The organism is Janthinobacterium sp. CG_23.3, assembly GCF_046115965.1.
Taxonomy (GTDB): domain Bacteria; phylum Pseudomonadota; class Gammaproteobacteria; order Burkholderiales; family Burkholderiaceae_D; genus Janthinobacterium.
Map to the genome: position 1 here is coordinate 16,278 of NZ_JBJXIB010000033.1, position 14,726 is coordinate 31,003.

General features: G+C 68.2%; 16 protein-coding genes. 9 read left to right on the top strand and 7 right to left on the bottom strand.

All coding sequences use genetic code 11. The annotated features are described in order from the left end of the window. The first annotated feature begins 532 nt into the window (after positions 1 to 532). Positions 533 to 868 carry a hypothetical protein gene (locus ACFDR9_RS10535; protein ID WP_026133001.1) on the top strand — a complete coding sequence of 112 codons (336 nt, stop codon included), beginning with the start codon at positions 533 to 535 and terminating at the stop codon, positions 866 to 868. Between the two features lie 192 nt (positions 869 to 1,060). Here the strand turns inward: ACFDR9_RS10535 and ACFDR9_RS10540 are convergent, their stop codons facing one another. The 4 genes from ACFDR9_RS10540 to ACFDR9_RS10555 form a co-directional block, all read right to left on the bottom strand. Further along, the gene (locus ACFDR9_RS10540; RefSeq protein ID WP_017877266.1) at positions 1,061 to 1,909 is read right to left on the bottom strand and encodes an HDOD domain-containing protein; all 849 of its coding nucleotides are present in this window, start codon (positions 1,907 to 1,909) and stop codon (positions 1,061 to 1,063) included. Beyond that, positions 1,906 to 2,196, bottom strand: a complete 291-nt coding sequence (locus ACFDR9_RS10545) for a hypothetical protein (protein ID WP_017877265.1) — start codon at positions 2,194 to 2,196, stop codon at positions 1,906 to 1,908. Before ACFDR9_RS10545 ends, ACFDR9_RS10540 begins: the two co-directional genes overlap by 4 nt. Positions 2,197 to 2,281: 85 nt before the next feature. Beyond that, positions 2,282 to 3,769, bottom strand: a complete 1,488-nt coding sequence (locus ACFDR9_RS10550; RefSeq protein WP_409030967.1) for a zinc-ribbon domain-containing protein — start codon at positions 3,767 to 3,769, stop codon at positions 2,282 to 2,284. Positions 3,770 to 3,958: 189 nt separating this feature from the next. Then, on the bottom strand, positions 3,959 to 4,129 hold the full coding sequence (locus tag ACFDR9_RS10555; RefSeq protein ID WP_409030968.1) for a hypothetical protein: 171 nt from the start codon (positions 4,127 to 4,129) through the stop codon (positions 3,959 to 3,961). Positions 4,130 to 4,599: 470 nt separating this feature from the next. On the opposite strand from ACFDR9_RS10555, the gene ACFDR9_RS10560 reads away from it, so the two are divergent. From ACFDR9_RS10560 to ACFDR9_RS10570, 3 genes are all read left to right on the top strand, one after another. Further along, positions 4,600 to 6,189, top strand: coding sequence for a sensor histidine kinase (locus ACFDR9_RS10560; RefSeq protein WP_409030969.1), 1,590 nt, complete (start codon positions 4,600 to 4,602; stop codon positions 6,187 to 6,189). Between the two features lie 30 nt (positions 6,190 to 6,219). Beyond that, on the top strand, positions 6,220 to 6,774 hold the full coding sequence (locus ACFDR9_RS10565) for a DUF1697 domain-containing protein (RefSeq protein ID WP_035787723.1): 555 nt from the start codon (positions 6,220 to 6,222) through the stop codon (positions 6,772 to 6,774). A gap of 76 nt (positions 6,775 to 6,850) precedes the next feature. Continuing rightward, positions 6,851 to 7,033 carry a hypothetical protein gene (locus ACFDR9_RS10570; protein WP_409030970.1) on the top strand — a complete coding sequence of 61 codons (183 nt, stop codon included), beginning with the start codon at positions 6,851 to 6,853 and terminating at the stop codon, positions 7,031 to 7,033. 65 nt (positions 7,034 to 7,098) lie between these two features. Here ACFDR9_RS10570 and ACFDR9_RS10575 read toward each other — a convergent pair whose 3' ends face one another. Both ACFDR9_RS10575 and ACFDR9_RS10580 read right to left on the bottom strand, forming a co-directional pair. Beyond that, positions 7,099 to 7,746 (bottom strand): PEP-CTERM sorting domain-containing protein, encoded by a 648-nt coding sequence (locus ACFDR9_RS10575; RefSeq protein ID WP_409030971.1) that lies wholly within the window; start codon positions 7,744 to 7,746, stop codon positions 7,099 to 7,101. Between the two features lie 202 nt (positions 7,747 to 7,948). Continuing rightward, a complete protein-coding gene (locus ACFDR9_RS10580) occupies positions 7,949 to 8,794 on the bottom strand; it encodes a LysR substrate-binding domain-containing protein (RefSeq protein WP_409030972.1) in 846 nt (281 codons plus the stop codon). Positions 8,795 to 8,920: 126 nt separating this feature from the next. On the opposite strand from ACFDR9_RS10580, the gene ACFDR9_RS10585 reads away from it, so the two are divergent. The 4 genes from ACFDR9_RS10585 (at position 8,921) to ACFDR9_RS10600 (ending at position 12,415) form a co-directional block, all read left to right on the top strand. After that, a complete protein-coding gene (locus ACFDR9_RS10585; RefSeq protein ID WP_017877257.1) occupies positions 8,921 to 10,333 on the top strand; it encodes an MFS transporter in 1,413 nt (470 codons plus the stop codon). Positions 10,334 to 10,397: 64 nt separating this feature from the next. Then, complete coding sequence (locus ACFDR9_RS10590; protein ID WP_017877256.1) at positions 10,398 to 10,733, top strand: helix-turn-helix transcriptional regulator; 336 nt, start codon at positions 10,398 to 10,400, stop codon at positions 10,731 to 10,733. Between the two features lie 60 nt (positions 10,734 to 10,793). Continuing rightward, entirely contained in the window at positions 10,794 to 11,654 is an 861-nt protein-coding gene (locus ACFDR9_RS10595) for a ChaN family lipoprotein (protein ID WP_409030973.1), read from the top strand. A 65-nt stretch (positions 11,655 to 11,719) separates the two neighbouring features. Then, positions 11,720 to 12,415 (top strand): fumarylacetoacetate hydrolase family protein, encoded by a 696-nt coding sequence (locus ACFDR9_RS10600; RefSeq protein WP_017877254.1) that lies wholly within the window; start codon positions 11,720 to 11,722, stop codon positions 12,413 to 12,415. Here ACFDR9_RS10600 and ACFDR9_RS10605 read toward each other — a convergent pair. Continuing rightward, positions 12,402 to 12,569, bottom strand: a complete 168-nt coding sequence (locus ACFDR9_RS10605; protein ID WP_327075734.1) for a hypothetical protein — start codon at positions 12,567 to 12,569, stop codon at positions 12,402 to 12,404. The two genes, ACFDR9_RS10600 and ACFDR9_RS10605, sit on opposite strands and share 14 nt — an antisense overlap. 96 nt (positions 12,570 to 12,665) lie before the next feature. Between ACFDR9_RS10605 and ftsH the strand changes: the two genes are divergently transcribed. Then, on the top strand, positions 12,666 to 14,570 hold the full coding sequence (gene ftsH, locus ACFDR9_RS10610; protein WP_409030974.1) for an ATP-dependent zinc metalloprotease FtsH: 1,905 nt from the start codon (positions 12,666 to 12,668) through the stop codon (positions 14,568 to 14,570). The last annotated feature ends 156 nt before the right edge of the window (positions 14,571 to 14,726 follow it).

Consider the following 14,726-nt stretch of genomic DNA (forward strand, 5'->3'; position numbering starts at 1 on the left):
ATGGCGAGCAATTCAGGACGCTAGTTTAGCGCAGTTTCGCGGCGCCGGCCACGGCGCGCCGGCCCGGCAAGCGGACCCGACGCTTTAAGGTACTGGCCTAAGCCGATGATTTGTAACAATTTCCTACGCGTCCTTGCGTGCGACGTTATCCATCCCTATGTGTTGAAATGACAGCGTTGCTCGGGATTCCAGCGGGTTGATTGATGTTGAACAACGTTCGCATCCGACGCTTAGGCTGCAAGCGGACGCTTTTGGCATAGAATATTGTTTAAAGGGCAATTTCACTGAAGAGATTGCCAACATGCCTCGCCCACGCCGACGCCCGCTCCATTTTATTCTTGGAGGAAATAAATCACGTGGGTCCGTTGTTTAACCCGCTGCTCAACCTGTAGTGCAACTCGTTCTTCAAACGTTTGTTCAATCCTGTTCAAGCGATATACGACACATTATTTGTGGAACTTATTTGGCGAAACTAAGTCTTCCTTAAGTTCGAAACGGCATTCTTTTCACAACTTACCAGACGAGGAAAATCATGGCACATCATTCTCTTGCTTCCCAAGAAAGCTACAACCCGAACCATCTGCTCGACATCCTGTTGGGCAAAATGCAGCTGAAAAACGACGCTGCGCTGTCGCGCCTGCTCGAAGTGGCGCCGCCGGTCATCAGCAAGATCCGCCACCACCGCCTGCCGGTCGGCGCCTCGCTGCTGATCCGCATGCACGAAGTGACCGGCATGAGCATCCGCGACCTGCGCGACCTGATGGGCGACCGCCGCACCAAGTACCGCCTGTCCGACGCGCAGGGCCGCCCCAAGGCGGAAGAGCGTCCGGATGCGTCGCAGGAGTCGTCGTCGAGCTATGCCCACTGAGGCCGGCGCGCTGTGGCGCTCGCTTGCCAACCGGCATAGTGCATCCGCCGCCGGGTCCTTCGGGTCCGGCGGCGGCCTCCCGCCCGTGCCCGTCTGACCTGACCGCGGCGACTTCCAGCCCGCCAACGCAAGTGCGCCAGCGCGCCCCGTATCGACCGCCCCGCTTGAGTGCGTCAAGGTCGCCCCACCGCTTTACGCCAGCAGTATCGTGGTGATCTCTTCGTACTGCAGCTCGGTTTCGCGGAACAGCTGCAAATACGCTTCCTCGTCCAGTCCGAGCGCGCTCCACGCCACCGTCGACACCCGCGGCACCAAGTCGTCGGCGCCGCCCGCCAGGTCGAGCGCATAGACCACCGCGTCGGCCACGTGGATGATGGAGGCCAGGAAACCGGCGCCCGGCGCCTCCGGATCGTGGTGCCCGGCGATGGCCAGGCGCATCGTGTCGGAAAAATTCCAGTGTTCCGCCAACGCCAGCCCGGCGTCGACATGGTCGACCCCGAGCACGGCGCGTTCTGCCTGCAGCATGCTGCAGTCGTGCGCGGCGCGGTGGGCGATGGCCTCGCTGAAACGCTGCGGAAAACTCGTCACCAGCACCAGCCGGCCAATGTCGTGCAGCAGCCCGGCGGTGAAGGCGTAGTCCTGGTTGAAGCGGATCTGCCGCGCCAGCACCTTGGCGCAGGCGGCGGTGGCGATCGAGTGGCGCCAGAACGCCTTGTCGTCGAAGCCGGCGCAGCGCCCCTCCGGGAAGCAGCCGGTGACGGCGGCGGCGGTGATCAGGTTGCGCGTGGTCTGGAAGCCCAGGTAGGTGATGGCTTGCTGGATCGTGGTCACCTTGACCTGCAGGCCGTACAGCGAGGAATTGGCCAGGCGCAGGGTTTTCGCCGTCAGCGCCTGGTCGTGGGACACCTTCTTGGCCAGCACCGAGATGTCGATGTCCTCCTGGTCGATGCTGTTGAGCAGCTCCATCACCACCGCCGGCAGCGACGGCAGGTCGGCCAGGTTGTGTACGATATCGTCGCGGGTCAGCGGCGCGGCGCTCATGGCGCCGGCTCCTTGCCCAGGCGGTAGTCTTCGACGAAGCGGCGCAACAGGCCGCTGGCCCAGTCCTGCTGGTCGTCGGGGTCGTTGTGGCGGAACAGCCGCGCCAGGCGCTGCTGGGCGTGGCCGTGGGCGCTCGCCAGCTCCTCCTCCGAGACGGCGCCGTTGGCGATGGGCAGCATTTCAATGCCGTGGCGCGGCATCAGCGCCAGCATCGCCTCGCTCAACACGGTGCCCTGCGGCAGCAGCACGTGGCCCTGCACGTCGAGCAGCTCATCGGATAAAACCATTCCCGCTTGCACTTGCGCCAGTGCAAGGTGCCGGTAGCTTGCCGTCATCGCGTGTCCCCCTGTTGAATAGCTCCGATCTTACCACTCACGGAATGTTCCGGGGTTTGGTCTTGCCAGCGCCTGGCTGGCCGGCTGGCGGCACGAAGTCGTCCCGCCGCTCCGACGGCGCCAAGTATTTCCGGGCGGCCCTCGGCCCGCACTTGTCGAGATTGGCACATTGGCGGCACCACGTCCCCCCTTTTACGGATGAGGCAACCGCCTGCCACTCGTGTCCCCGATGGCACAGCCAGGACAATTTCTGCGCCAGGGTGACGACGTGCCCCGAAAGCAGATGGCCGCCGCGTTCCTTTGCCAGTTCCGAGAGTTGCGCGTGGCGTTCCGCCGCCGGCATCCTTCCGCTGCATCTGGGGCACCATTTGCCACCCATGATATTGGATGGGGACGCCGACCAAAGGTGGCCTTCGCCACATTGCCATTGCATTTTCCGGTGGGCGGTCGTGTAGTCGTCTGACAGGCATAGCCCGCCGCGCTCCCTGGCGACGGCGTGGTATTTCCGCATCAGCGTGGGAGTGTGCTTATCAATAATCCCGCACTGCGGGCACCAGCGCCCATGGGTTTTCACCGAGGCGAGCGTGGCGTCCCATTGATGGCCGCGGCGGCATTCCCAGGTCAGCTTATCGCGCGCACCGAGATAGCATGCCGAAACCAGCCGGCCGCCACGTTCAACGGCCAACTGGCTAAGGATCGCGTGATGTTCTTCCTTCGAGCCGCGTCCGTAGCACTTCGGGCACCATTGCCCGCTCTTGATATTGCCGGGTGGCGCCTCGAAGGTATGACCCCGAGCGCAACGCCAAGCCAGCTTATTCCTATTGTCGAGGTAATGCGTCGACAGCAGTTGGCCGCCGCGCTCGAGCGCGATCTGGCGACACTGCGCCAGCATTTCCTGCTTCGGCAAACGGCCGCGGCATCGCGGGCACCAGGAAGGGCCATTTTTTACGGAACCGGGGGAAGCCATCCAGATGTGACCGTTCGCACACTGCCATTCCAGCAGATCGTGGCTGCCGACATAGACGGTGGAGAGCAACTGGCCGCCGCGCTCTTGCGCCAGGCGCGCCAACATGGCGTGTTGCTCGTCCGCCGGCATGTAACCGCGGCATTTGGGACACCATTTCCCTCTGCCGATATTGGCCGGCGTCGCCGGCCATTGGTGGCCCGCGGCACATTGCCATAGCAGTTTGGTGTGGGAATTCGCATATTCCGACGACAGGCACTGGCCATCGCGCTTCCCGGCTAAGCGCTGCATGTCTTCAATGGTGAGACGGCGCGACAAGCGCGTACAAGTAGCGCACCAAAAGCCTTTGAACAGAATTCTGAGTTCGGTTTCCCACTCATGTCCGCGGGCGCAACGCAGGCGGTAGCGTTGCCCGACGATGTGGGTAAAGCTCGGCGCCAGGCAGGTTCCCCCATGCAGTTCGGCGATCGTCTGCAGCAACAGCAGTCCGTTTTGCTGACGCACCGCGGCCGCTCTGCCCAGGATGGGGTAACGGCTGCGCAAATCGGCAATAGCGCGCAATGGCGCGACTAATCTCGTTGGTCGAATGATGGCGGCGCTCCTATTTGGGCGCAATGCCGCCGATGGCGAAGTGGCTGGCGCCGACACTGACGACTTGACCGCCATGACTGCTAGGGTCGTTTAAGCGTATGACGCTACGCATGGCTATCCCTCATTTGGTAAAACGGTCATGCATTATTGTCCGGCACACTACACACGAGTTTGCGCAAAGACAAAACAATGAGTTTTCCCGCTGACGTGCTTGGCCAGCAACAGGTCGTCGTTGACGCCCTCGCCACTGCCCAGGCGCAGCCGGATAGGGCGGTTGGCTTCGCTCAGACCGGGGGGCACGGCCGGGCCGGATCGCTTGGTGGATGTCATGGAGGAGGGTCCTGGCTGGTGGGCGGCCTGGCGCGGCCGGAAAAATCGCCTGCATTGCAAGCGACGCAATATGCTGGAAGTGTAAGCCGGTCCGGTCGACGGTATTTTTCCTTGAGGCAACATGTGCTGGCGTCCGTCATCTTTTAGTTTGCGCGAAATTCGGCCAAACCAGCTGCAAAGGCCGGGGGCGGACCGGAATGCCGCTAACTTAAATGAGCGCACGCGTAAGCCGACGCCAGTCGGGATACGCCCTGGCGGGCTAACCGATCTACGAAAATCCTGAACTTAGCGGCATTGGGGGCAGACCCCGAGGGTCCGATCCCGCTTCGCGGCCGCCGGTTCTATGCCGCGCCGGTCTAGCGGTTCGTCTTGCCAAGACGCGGGCCATACCGTACATTGGGACGTTGCCGTCAAATTCGCTTCCGCCCGCGCCGCGGCGGCCGAAGCCCTGGCAGAGGGAGAGTGCACCGATGGTCCGTATTCAAGTCCGGCTGACGCTGCTATTCGTGGTCATCGTCACGCTGGTGCTCGCCATTTCCGGCAGTTATACCCAGTACAGCCTGGGCAAGGACCTCGAATCGGGCAGCCAGCGCCTGCGCGAGGGCGTGCTGACGCGCCTGCAAACGAGCCTGCCGTCGGCGCTGTGGGACCTCGACAAGTCCAAGGTCGACAGCATCGTCGCCGCCGAGATGCTGCCGCCCGAGCTGGTGGCGATCCGCGTCTACGACTCCTCGGTCGGCCTGTTCTCCGGCAAGGCCCGCGACGCCGCCGGGCGCATCGTCTCGATCGCCTCGGAGCTTGTGGTGGCCGGCGCGCCGGTCGAGGCCAACCTGGTGTTCCGCGATTCGGTGGCCGTGTCGGCGTCGAGCAAGCCGGTGACGGTGGGCAAGGTGGTGGTCAATTTCAGCCGCGCCCAGATCGACGCGGCGCTGGTGGCCGAGGTGCGCCGCAAGGTCATCGAGGTGCTGCTGCTGGACTCGATCCTGGTGGCGGCGCTGGCGCTGAGCCTGCGCATCGTCTTCGACCCGCTCAAGCAGTTGCGCGACGGCCTGGTCGACCTGGCCACGCGCGGCAGCGACGACGTCGAGGAGTTGCCCGACAACCGCCGCGACGAGCTCGGCGACGTGATCCGCGGCTTCAACGCGGTGCAGCGCAAGCTCAAGTCGATCATCGAGCGCATCCGCGAGGCCGAGGACGCGGCGCGCCGCTCGGAGCAGCAGACGGCGCGGGCGATGGACGAGCTGCGCCGGGCGCAGGAGTCGCTGCTGCAGTCGGAGCGGCTGGCCTCGCTGGGCAGCCTGGTGGCCGGCGTCGCCCACGAAATCAACACGCCGGTCGGCATCGCCCTGACCAGCGCCTCGGTGCTCAAGGAGGCCACCGACGAGGTGCTCGCCGCCGTCGGCGGCGGCAACGTCAAGAAGTCCGACATCCTGCGCTACCTCGAGACGGCCGGCGAAAGCGCGCGCCTGATCATGAACAACGCCTACCGCGCCGCGCACCTGATCCACAGCTTCAAACAGATCGCCGCCGACCAGGTCAGCGAGGCGCGCCGCCATTTCGAGCTGCGCGAGTACATCGGCGAGGTCGTCTCGAGCCTGCAGCCGTCGCTGAAGAAGACCCGCATCGGCATCGCCATCGACTGTCCCGACGACATCACGCTCGACAGCTACCCGGGCGCGCTGGCGCAGGTGCTCACCGACCTGACGCTCAATTGCGTCGAGCACGCCTTCGACGCCGACACCGAGGGCTTGATCGCCATCGGCGTGCGGCGCGACGGCAGTTGGATCGAGATGCAGGTCAGCGACAACGGCAAGGGCATCCCGGCCGACATGCTCGACAAGGTGTTCGACCCGTTCGTGACGACCCGCCGCGGCCAGGGCGGCACCGGCCTGGGTTTGAATATCGTGTTTAACTTGATCGTCAAGCAGTTTGGCGGCACTATTTCGGTCAGTAGCACGCCCGGACACGGCGCCCGCTTCACCTTGCGCATCCCGCGCCAGACGCCGGCGCCGGACGACGCGGCGGGCGCCGAGCCGGCCGCCGCCGCGGCGCTGCCGTAGCGCGGCGGCGCAGACCAGGAGGAGAAGGCGATGAACGCAGAGCAGCACGTGGCATTGTTGCGGGGGATAAATGTCGGGCGGGCCAAGCGCGTGGCGATGGCCGACCTGCGCAAATTGTTGGGCGAACTCGGTTACAGCGACGTGCGCACCTTGCTCAACAGCGGCAACGTGGTGTTCGGCGCGGCCGGCTTCACGCCGGCCGAGTCGGCCGCGCGCATCGAGGAGGCGCTGGTGCTCAAGCTGGGCGTGGCGGCGCGCGCGACCGTGCTCGACGCGGTGCGGTTCGGCGAGATCATCGCCGGCAACACCCTGCTGGCGCTGGCCGACGACCCGTCCAGGCTGCTGGTGTCGGTGTTCAAGCAGCCGGCCGACCTGGCGCGCCTGGCGCCGCTGCTGCGGCAGGACTGGGCGCCCGAGGCGCTGGCGGCCGGCCCGTGGGCCGCCTACCTGTGGTGTCCGGCCGGGGTGCTGGCCAGCCGCGCGGCGGCGGCGCTGGGCGCGCTGCTGGGCGACGCGGTGACCTCGCGCAACTGGGCGACGATGCGCAAACTGCAGGCGCTGCTGGACGGGCCGCCGCCCCGCTGAGCGGGGCGCCGCGGCGCCGCCGCCTCGCATACAATGGCGCTTTCGAAGGGAAGCGCGCGCAGGCGCGGGTGCCGCAATGAACAAAGAAATACTCAAGGGCGTGCTGATCGTGTTGCTCGGCGTCGCCGCGCTGCTTGGCCTGTCGGTGCTGATGGCCGATTCCGGGCCGGACAAGGCCGGTTGCATCGCCCGCGCGCTGAAGAGCAACGTCGCGGTCGGCAACATCGAGCGCGTGTGCAGTCTGCGCAGCTATCCGTAATGGCTGGCACCGCCCAAAAAAATCCCGCGCGCGGCGGGATTTTTTTTTGGGGAGGGGGCGGGCGCTCAGGCTGGCGCGAACTTCTCGGTGTCGTTGCCGCGCGCCGTGCACAGCAGTAATACCAGGCCGAGCATCAGCATCGAATAGCTGCTCGGTTCCGGCACCGCCGACGCCACCGCGATATGGTCGATGAAGGCGGTGGAGTCGCCGCTGGCGTTGAGCCCGGCGAAACGCAGCACCCCCGGCGCCGCCGCGGCAAAGCTGAGCGCGTGGCCGGTCCAGCCGGCGCCAAAGCCGACCTGGACGGTTTCGAGCACGACGCCGTTGAACGACACTTGATAGGTTTCGGCGCCGCCGTAGTTGCCGCGGCCGGCGTCGGCCCAGGACAGCGCGTAGACGCCCGGCGCGGCCAGGGTCAGCGTCTGTTCCAGGTAGCTTTGGTTTTGCAGGCCGGCCAGCAGCGCGCCGTACGGCGAGTTCGGCACGCCCCACGGCGCGCTGTCGCTGTGGATCAGGGCGAACTGGCCGCTCCAGCCGGGCACCGCGCCGCACTCGTGGCCGGCCACGTTGAGATAGCAATAGGAACCGTCGACCATGTTGGCGCCGGCGTCTTCAAAGCTGCCGTTGGCGACGTGGCCGGTGGGCGCGGCGTGCGCTGCGCCGGCAAGGAAAAGTGTGACTAGTGCGGTGTGGACCAAGCAGAGCGGCTTCATTCTATGCTCCTGTTATCGACGTGGAAGGGTGTGGTACAGCCCGTCGCGGTCAGAAGCGTCCGCCCGGCGGGGGGCGGCTTGACTGTGATGCGCTGAAGTTTCCATTAGATCACAATCGCTAAAATTTTGATATCACTATTTTCTTTGTGTCATTATTGTTGCCTACAGGGAAACTTTCAGGCGGCGCCGGCGGCCGCCGCGCTCAGCCCGGGAAGCTGGCGGCGAACGCTTGCCGCGCCGGGTGGTGGACGATGTCGCGCCGCCACACCAGCACCGTGGTGACGCCGGCCAGCGCCGCCGGCAACGGGTGCGCGCGGATGCTTTTCGCCAGGCTGCGCTGGCGCAACACTTCCTTGGGCATCAGCGCCACGCCCATGCCGGCGGCGACGCAGCCGATGATGGCCTCGAAGGTACCGAACTCGGCGACGCGGCCGACGCCGACGCCGGCGTCGCCGAACCAGGCCTCCAGGCGGCGCCGGTACGAACAGCCGGCGCGGAACACCAGCAGCGCCTTCCTGGCGACGTCGTGCGGCGTGGCGACCGGGCCGTGCGCCAGGTCGGTCAGCAGCACCAGCTCCTCCTCGAACACCGCCAGTTGCGCCAGTTCCGGGCACGCCACCGGCGCCGCCACCAGCGCGCAGTCCAGGCGGTGCTGCACCACCGCCTGCACCAGGTAGTCGGTCGGGCCGGTGTCGAGCAACAGCTCGACGTCGGGGTGCAGGCGGTGGAAGGCCGCCAGCACCAGCGGCAGGCGGGCGGCGGCGGTGGTTTCCATCGCGCCGATCTGCAGCTTGCCCGACGGCGCGCGGCGCCCTTGCACCGCGGCGGCGGCCTCGTCGGCCAATTGCAGCAGCCGGTCGGCGTAGTCGAGCAGGCGCGCGCCCTCGGCCGTGATCAGCAGGCGCCGTGCGCTGCGGTGGAACAGCGCCACGCCCAGCGCCTCCTCCAGCTGGGCCAGGCGCGCCGAGACGTTCGACTGCACCCGGTTCAGCCGCGCCGCCGCCCGGGTGACGCTGCCTTCTTCCGCCACCGCCTTGAATATGCGCAACGCCGCCAAGTCCATCGCCGCCCTCGATTCTTAAAAAGTGATTGATGGTTTCATTATTATTCATTTTTTAAAATACGTGCGGCGATTTACAGTGCCCCATCCATCCACCCTACGCAAGGAGCAGGTATGCCATCGCTTCCCACCCCGGCGCCGGCGGTACTGCTGGCCAGCAGCTTCGCCTTCGTCGTCGTCCAGCTCGACGTCACCATCGTCAACGTCGCGCTGCCGCGGATCGGCCTCGAACTCGGCGCCGGCGTCGGCGCGCTGCAATGGGTGGTCGACGCCTACATGCTGGGCTTCGCCGCGCTGCTGCTGTCGGCCGGCGCGCTGGGCGACCGCTTCGGCCACCGCCGCGTGTTACTGGCCGGTTTCGCCTTGTTCGCCGCCACCTCGGCCGCCTGCGCGCTGGCGCCGCACGCGCCGGCGCTGAACGCGGCGCGCGCCGCCCAGGGCGTGGCCGCCGCGCTGCTGGTGCCGAGTTCGCTGGCGCTGCTGCGCGCCGCCTACGGCCACGACCGCCAGCGGCTGGCCGCGGCTGTGGCGTGCTGGACCGCCGCCGGCGGCGTGGCGATCGCCGCAGGTCCGCTGCTGGGCGGCTTGCTGCTATCGGTGGCCGGCTGGCGCAGCGTGTTCTGGGTCAACCTGCCGATCTGCGCGCTGGGCTTTGCGCTGACGCGCGCGCTGGCCGAGGCGGCGCCGGCGGCGCCGCCGGCCGGGACGCCGCGCCGCCCCTTCGACGTCGCCGGCCAGTTGCTGGCCATCGTCGCGCTGGTGGCCCTCATCGGCGCGCTGATCGAGGCCCAGTCGCTGGGGCAGTCGCACCCGCTGGTGCGCGGCGCCGCGCTGCTGGCGCTGCTGGCCGGCGCCGCCTTCGTCGCGGTTGAACGGCGCAGCGCCGCGCCCATGCTGCCGCTGCAACTGTTCGCCCGGCCCGGCTTCGCCGCCGCGGTGCTGTTCGGCGTCCTACTCAACTTCGCCTACTACGGCGTGCTGTTTGTGCTGAGTTTTTACCTGCAGGCGCTGCGCCACTTCTCGGCGCTGCAGAGCGGCCTGATGTTCCTGCCGCTGACGGCCACCTTCATCGCCTCCAACCTGGCCGGCGGCTGGATGGCGGCGCGCGCCGGGGCGCCGGCGACGATGGTGCTCGGCGGCCTGATCGGTTGCACCGGCTACGCGCTGCTCGGCCTGCTCGGTGTGTCGGCCCGCGCCGGCTTCCTCGACATGCTGCCCGGCCTGGCCTTGATTCCGGCCGGCATGGGGCTGGCGGTGCCGGCCATGACCACGGTGATCCTGGCCGGCGTCGAGCCGCGCCTGGCCGGCACCGCCTCGGCCGTGCTGAACGCGGCGCGCCAGGTTGGCGGCGCCGCCGGGGTGGCGCTGTTCGGCGCGATGGCGGCGGCCGGCTCGCGCGTCGAGGCGATCGGCGCGGTGCGCGCGGCGATGGTGTGGTCGGCGCTGCTGCTGTTGCTGGCGGCGACGCTGGCCTACCGCTGCCGCGGCGGGCTGGGGGCGCCGCGCCCGGCCGCGCAACCCGCCTGACGGCCCCTGCCGACACTATGCCCAAGGATATAATGTCGGCTTGGGCACATGACGGGGGGGGGCAATGGCGGGCGACGGCGGTTTCGATATGGCGGCGATGCGGCTGGCGGCCGGCAACGCCAGCGCGTTGCTGAAGGCGATGGCCAATCCGCAGCGCCTGCTGCTGCTGTGCCAGCTGGCGCAGGGCGAGCGCAGCGTCGGCGCGCTCGAGCAACTGCTCGGCATCGCCCAGCCGACGCTGTCGCAGCAGCTCGGCGTGCTGCGCGGCGAAGCGCTGGTGGCGAGCCGGCGCGAGGGCAAGCAAGTGTTTTACCGCGTCGCCAGCGCGCCGGCGCTGGCCGTGCTGCAACTGTTGTACAGCCAATTTTGCGCCGCCGAAGCGTTGCCGGACGCAGCGTAAAGCGCGCCGCCGATATACAATCGACGCCATTCCGACGACTTCGAACAGGCTGCCCCGACAATGATGAACACGACCGACAACGGCGCCGCGGCGCGCCCGGCGGCGCCGCTGCTGGCGGCGCTGGGCGCGCTGGCGCTGGCCGGCTGCGGCGCCGTCCAGCGCGCGCCGGCGCCGGCCGCGCCGCCGGCCAATCCGCAGGTGCTGCTGCTGGGCGAGGTGCACGACAACGCCGCCGGCCACCGCGCCCGCTTCGACGAGTTGCGCCTGCGCGTCGAGGCCGGCTGGCGCCCGGCCATCGCGATGGAGCAGTTCGACCGCGAACACCAGGCCCTGCTGAGCAAGGCGCAGCGCGACTGCGCCGACGCCGAGTGCGTGATCCGCGTAATGGCGGCGCCGCGCTGGGACTGGGCCTTGTACCGCCCGGTGATCAGCCTGGCGCTGCAATACGATCTGCCGCTGCTGGCCGCCAACCTGTCGCGCGCCGACGCCTCGCGCACGGTGCGCGACGGCATCAAGGCGAGCTTCGACGCCGCCACCGTCGCCGCCTACCAGCTGGACGCGCCGCTGCCGGCGGCGATCCGCGCCGGGCAGCAGCGCGAAATCGTCGCCGGCCACTGCAATATGCTGCCCGATTCGATGCTCGGCGGCATGGTCGACGCGCAGATCGCGCGCGACATCTGGATGGCCAAGATCGTGCGGGCGCAGGCGCCGCGCGACGTCGTTCTGCTGGCCGGCAACGGCCATGTGCGCAAGGACTTCGGCGTGGCGCGCTGGCTGGCGCGGACGGCGCCGGCGCTGACGTTGCGCAGCATCGGCTACCTTGAAGCGGGCGGCGCCGTCGCCGCCGATGCCTACGACGCCACCCGCACGGTGGCGCCGCAGACCCGGCCCGACCCCTGCGCCGGATTGCCGGTGAAATAGAAGGTGAAATAGGTGCGACGGCCGCCGCCCGCGGCCATCGTTGAATCGACGCCATAGGAGTTGCCATGCAATGTGTATTCCCCCCACCGGCCCAGGCCACCGTCGCGGTCGTCGGCAGCGACGCCGTGTTTCCGGTCCACCGCATCTACTGCGTCGGGCGCAACTACGCCGAGCACGCCAGGGAGATGGGCCACAGCGGGCGCGAGGCGCCGTTTTTCTTCATGAAGCCGGCCGGCGCCGTGTTGCCGGTCGCCGCCGGCGCGCTGGGGCGCATGCCGTACCCCGCGATGACGGCCGACCTGCAACATGAAATCGAGCTGGTGGTGGCGATCGGCAAGGGCGGGCGGGCCATCGCCGCCGCCGACGCGCCGGCCCACGTCTGGGGTTACGCGGTCGGTCTGGACATGACGCGGCGCGACCTGCAGGGCGAGGCCAAGCGGCTGGGGCGGCCCTGGTGCGCCGGCAAGGGCTTCGAGCATTCGGCGCCGATCGGACCGATCACCCCGGCGGCGGCGGCCGGCGCCATCGACGGCGCCGCCATTGCGCTGACGGTGAACGGCGCGGCGCGCCAGGGCAGCGCCATCAGCATGCTGATCTGGAACGTCGCCGACACCATCGCCCACCTGTCCACCTACTTCGAGCTACAGCCGGGCGACCTGATTTTCACCGGCACGCCGGCCGGCGTGGCGGCGGTGACGCGCGGCGACGTGCTCGAGGGCAGCATCGACGGCCTGGCCGGCCTGCGCGTCAAAATCGTCTGAGCGCGCCTGACTTGGCGGTCGCCGCCGGCTGGCCGGCCGCGCGCACGTCGGCCTTGCGCCGCGGAATCCGGCTGGCGCTGCTGTATTCGGCGTCGGCGCGCGCTGGCGCCGCCCAGGGCGCGCCTGGCGCGGCGGAAACGGCAAGCCGTTTCATGCGCGCGCGCTTGATTCAGCGCAAACGCGGCGCGGCGCGGCGCGCTTAGTCTGGACTCCAGCTCACCATTGCGCCACGGCGTGAAGGGCAGGAAACATGAAGGTCGACCAGGACCCATCGAAGCCGTGGCAGATACCGTTGTGGTATTGGTTGCTGCTGCCGCTCGTCATCCTGCTGGTGCAAGGCATCGGCGACGCCCGCACCACCGAGCAACTGGCCTACAGCGACTTCAAGCAGCTGCTCAAGGCCGGCAAGGTCGAGGAACTGCTGGTTGGCAACGACACAATCAAGGGCAAGCTGCTCACCGACGGGCTCGACAAGGTACTGCCGAAGCCGCGCGCCGACGCGCTGCGCCAGGAGGGCGCGCCGCGGCGCGATTTCATCACCGTGCGCGTCAGCGACCCGGAACTGACCGGCGAGCTGGACGCGGCCGGCGTCCACTACGCCGGCCAGGTCCGCAGCGAATGGCTGGCGACAATGCTGTCGTGGCTGCTGCCGCTGGCGCTGATCCTCTGGTTGTCGTCCTACCTGGGCCGGCGCGGCGGCGTGGGGGCCGGCTTGGCCTTCGATATCGGCAAGAGCAAGGCCCGCGCCTACGTCGAGAACGCGACCGGCGTCAGTTTCGACGACGTCGCCGGCATCGACGAGGCCAAGGAGGAATTGCGCGAAATCGTCGACTTCCTGAAAAACCCGCAGCGCTACCACCGCCTGGGCGGCAAGATCCCGAAGGGCGTGCTGATCGTCGGCGCGCCCGGCACCGGCAAGACGCTGCTGGCCAAGGCCGTCGCCGGCGAGGCCGGGGTGCCGTTCTTCTCCATCAGCGGCTTGGAATTCGTCGAAATGTTCGTTGGCGTCGGCGCCGCCCGCGTGCGCGACCTGTTCGCCCAGGCCGAGCAGAAGGCGCCGTGCATCGTCTTCATCGACGAACTCGACGCGCTGGGCAAGGCGCGCGGCAGCGGCTCGCTGCTGGGCGGGTACAGCGAGCAGGAGCAGACGCTCAACCAGTTGCTCGTTGAAATGGACGGCTTCGACGCCAACAAGGGCGTCATTATCCTGGCCGCCACCAACCGCCCGGAAATCCTCGACCCGGCGCTGCTGCGCCCGGGCCGCTTCGACCGCCACGTCGCCGTCGACCGGCCCGACCTGAAGGGGCGCGAACAAATCCTGCAAGTGCACGCGCGCCAGGTGCGGCTGGCGCCGCAGGTCGAGCTGGGCGTGATCGCCGCGCGCACCGCCGGCTTCGCCGGCGCGGACCTGGCCAACCTGGTCAACGAGGCGACCTTACTGGCGGCGCGGCGCGGCAAGGACCAGGTCGACATGCGCGACTTCGACGAGGCGATCGACCGCGTCGTCGCCGGGCTGGAAAAGAAAACCCGCCTGATGAACCCGCAGGAAAAAGAAACCGTCGCCTACCACGAGGCCGGCCACGCGCTGATCGCCGAGTTTCGCCGCTACGCCGACCGCGTCGCGAAGATTTCCATCATCCCGCGCGGCCTCGCCGCGCTCGGCTACACGCAGCAACTGCCGACCGAGGACCGCTACCTGCTCAAACGCAGCGAGCTGTACGACCGCATCGACGTGCTGCTGGGCGGGCGCGTGGCCGAGGAGGTGGTGTTCGGCGACGTCTCGACCGGCGCCCAGAACGACCTGCAAACGGCCACCGGGTTGGCGCGCCACATGGTCACGCAATACGGTATGAGCGAGCGGCTGGGGCTGGCCACCTTCGAGCAGGCGCGCGCGCCCTACCTGAACCCGGCCGCTCCGGGCGAGCGGCAAAGCTACAGCGAGCACACCGCCGTAACCATCGACGCCGAAATCGCCAGGCTGCTCGACGAGGCGCACAAGCGCGTGCTGGCGACGCTGCGCGAGCGGCGCGGCCTGCTCGACGCACTGGCGCGCATGCTGCTTGAGCACGAGACGGTGGACCGCGGCGCGCTCGACGCGCTGGTCCACGGCGCGGCCGGCGTCAAGCCGGCGGCGCTGGCCGCAGCGCCGCCGTAGCCCGCGCCGCCGATAAAAACCAAGGACTTGATTTTTGGCGCGCTAAGTTGGCGCGATTTTCGTAGGTCGGGTTGGCCCGCAAGGGCCTAACCCGACTGGCGTCGACAGCGGCTCGGCGTCGGATGATTCCCGCCTCGTCGGCCGCCGCATCCGAGC

What these genes read in the sequence shown, in the direction of transcription:
- ACFDR9_RS10535 (WP_026133001.1), top strand. Translation starts at nt 533, where the DNA reads ATGGCACATCATTCTCTTGCTTCCCAAGAAAGCTACAACCCGAACCAT.
- ACFDR9_RS10540 (WP_017877266.1), bottom strand. Translation starts at nt 1,909, where the DNA reads ATGAGCGCCGCGCCGCTGACCCGCGACGATATCGTACACAACCTGGCC.
- ACFDR9_RS10545 (WP_017877265.1), bottom strand. Translation starts at nt 2,196, where the DNA reads ATGGTTTTATCCGATGAGCTGCTCGACGTGCAGGGCCACGTGCTGCTG.
- ACFDR9_RS10555 (WP_409030968.1), bottom strand. Translation starts at nt 4,129, where the DNA reads ATGACATCCACCAAGCGATCCGGCCCGGCCGTGCCCCCCGGTCTGAGC.
- ACFDR9_RS10560 (WP_409030969.1), top strand. Translation starts at nt 4,600, where the DNA reads ATGGTCCGTATTCAAGTCCGGCTGACGCTGCTATTCGTGGTCATCGTC.
- ACFDR9_RS10565 (WP_035787723.1), top strand. Translation starts at nt 6,220, where the DNA reads ATGAACGCAGAGCAGCACGTGGCATTGTTGCGGGGGATAAATGTCGGG.
- ACFDR9_RS10570 (WP_409030970.1), top strand. Translation starts at nt 6,851, where the DNA reads ATGAACAAAGAAATACTCAAGGGCGTGCTGATCGTGTTGCTCGGCGTC.
- ACFDR9_RS10575 (WP_409030971.1), bottom strand. Translation starts at nt 7,746, where the DNA reads ATGAAGCCGCTCTGCTTGGTCCACACCGCACTAGTCACACTTTTCCTT.
- ACFDR9_RS10585 (WP_017877257.1), top strand. Translation starts at nt 8,921, where the DNA reads ATGCCATCGCTTCCCACCCCGGCGCCGGCGGTACTGCTGGCCAGCAGC.
- ACFDR9_RS10590 (WP_017877256.1), top strand. Translation starts at nt 10,398, where the DNA reads ATGGCGGGCGACGGCGGTTTCGATATGGCGGCGATGCGGCTGGCGGCC.
- ACFDR9_RS10595 (WP_409030973.1), top strand. Translation starts at nt 10,794, where the DNA reads ATGATGAACACGACCGACAACGGCGCCGCGGCGCGCCCGGCGGCGCCG.
- ACFDR9_RS10600 (WP_017877254.1), top strand. Translation starts at nt 11,720, where the DNA reads ATGCAATGTGTATTCCCCCCACCGGCCCAGGCCACCGTCGCGGTCGTC.
- ACFDR9_RS10605 (WP_327075734.1), bottom strand. Translation starts at nt 12,569, where the DNA reads ATGAAACGGCTTGCCGTTTCCGCCGCGCCAGGCGCGCCCTGGGCGGCG.
- ftsH (WP_409030974.1), top strand. Translation starts at nt 12,666, where the DNA reads ATGAAGGTCGACCAGGACCCATCGAAGCCGTGGCAGATACCGTTGTGG.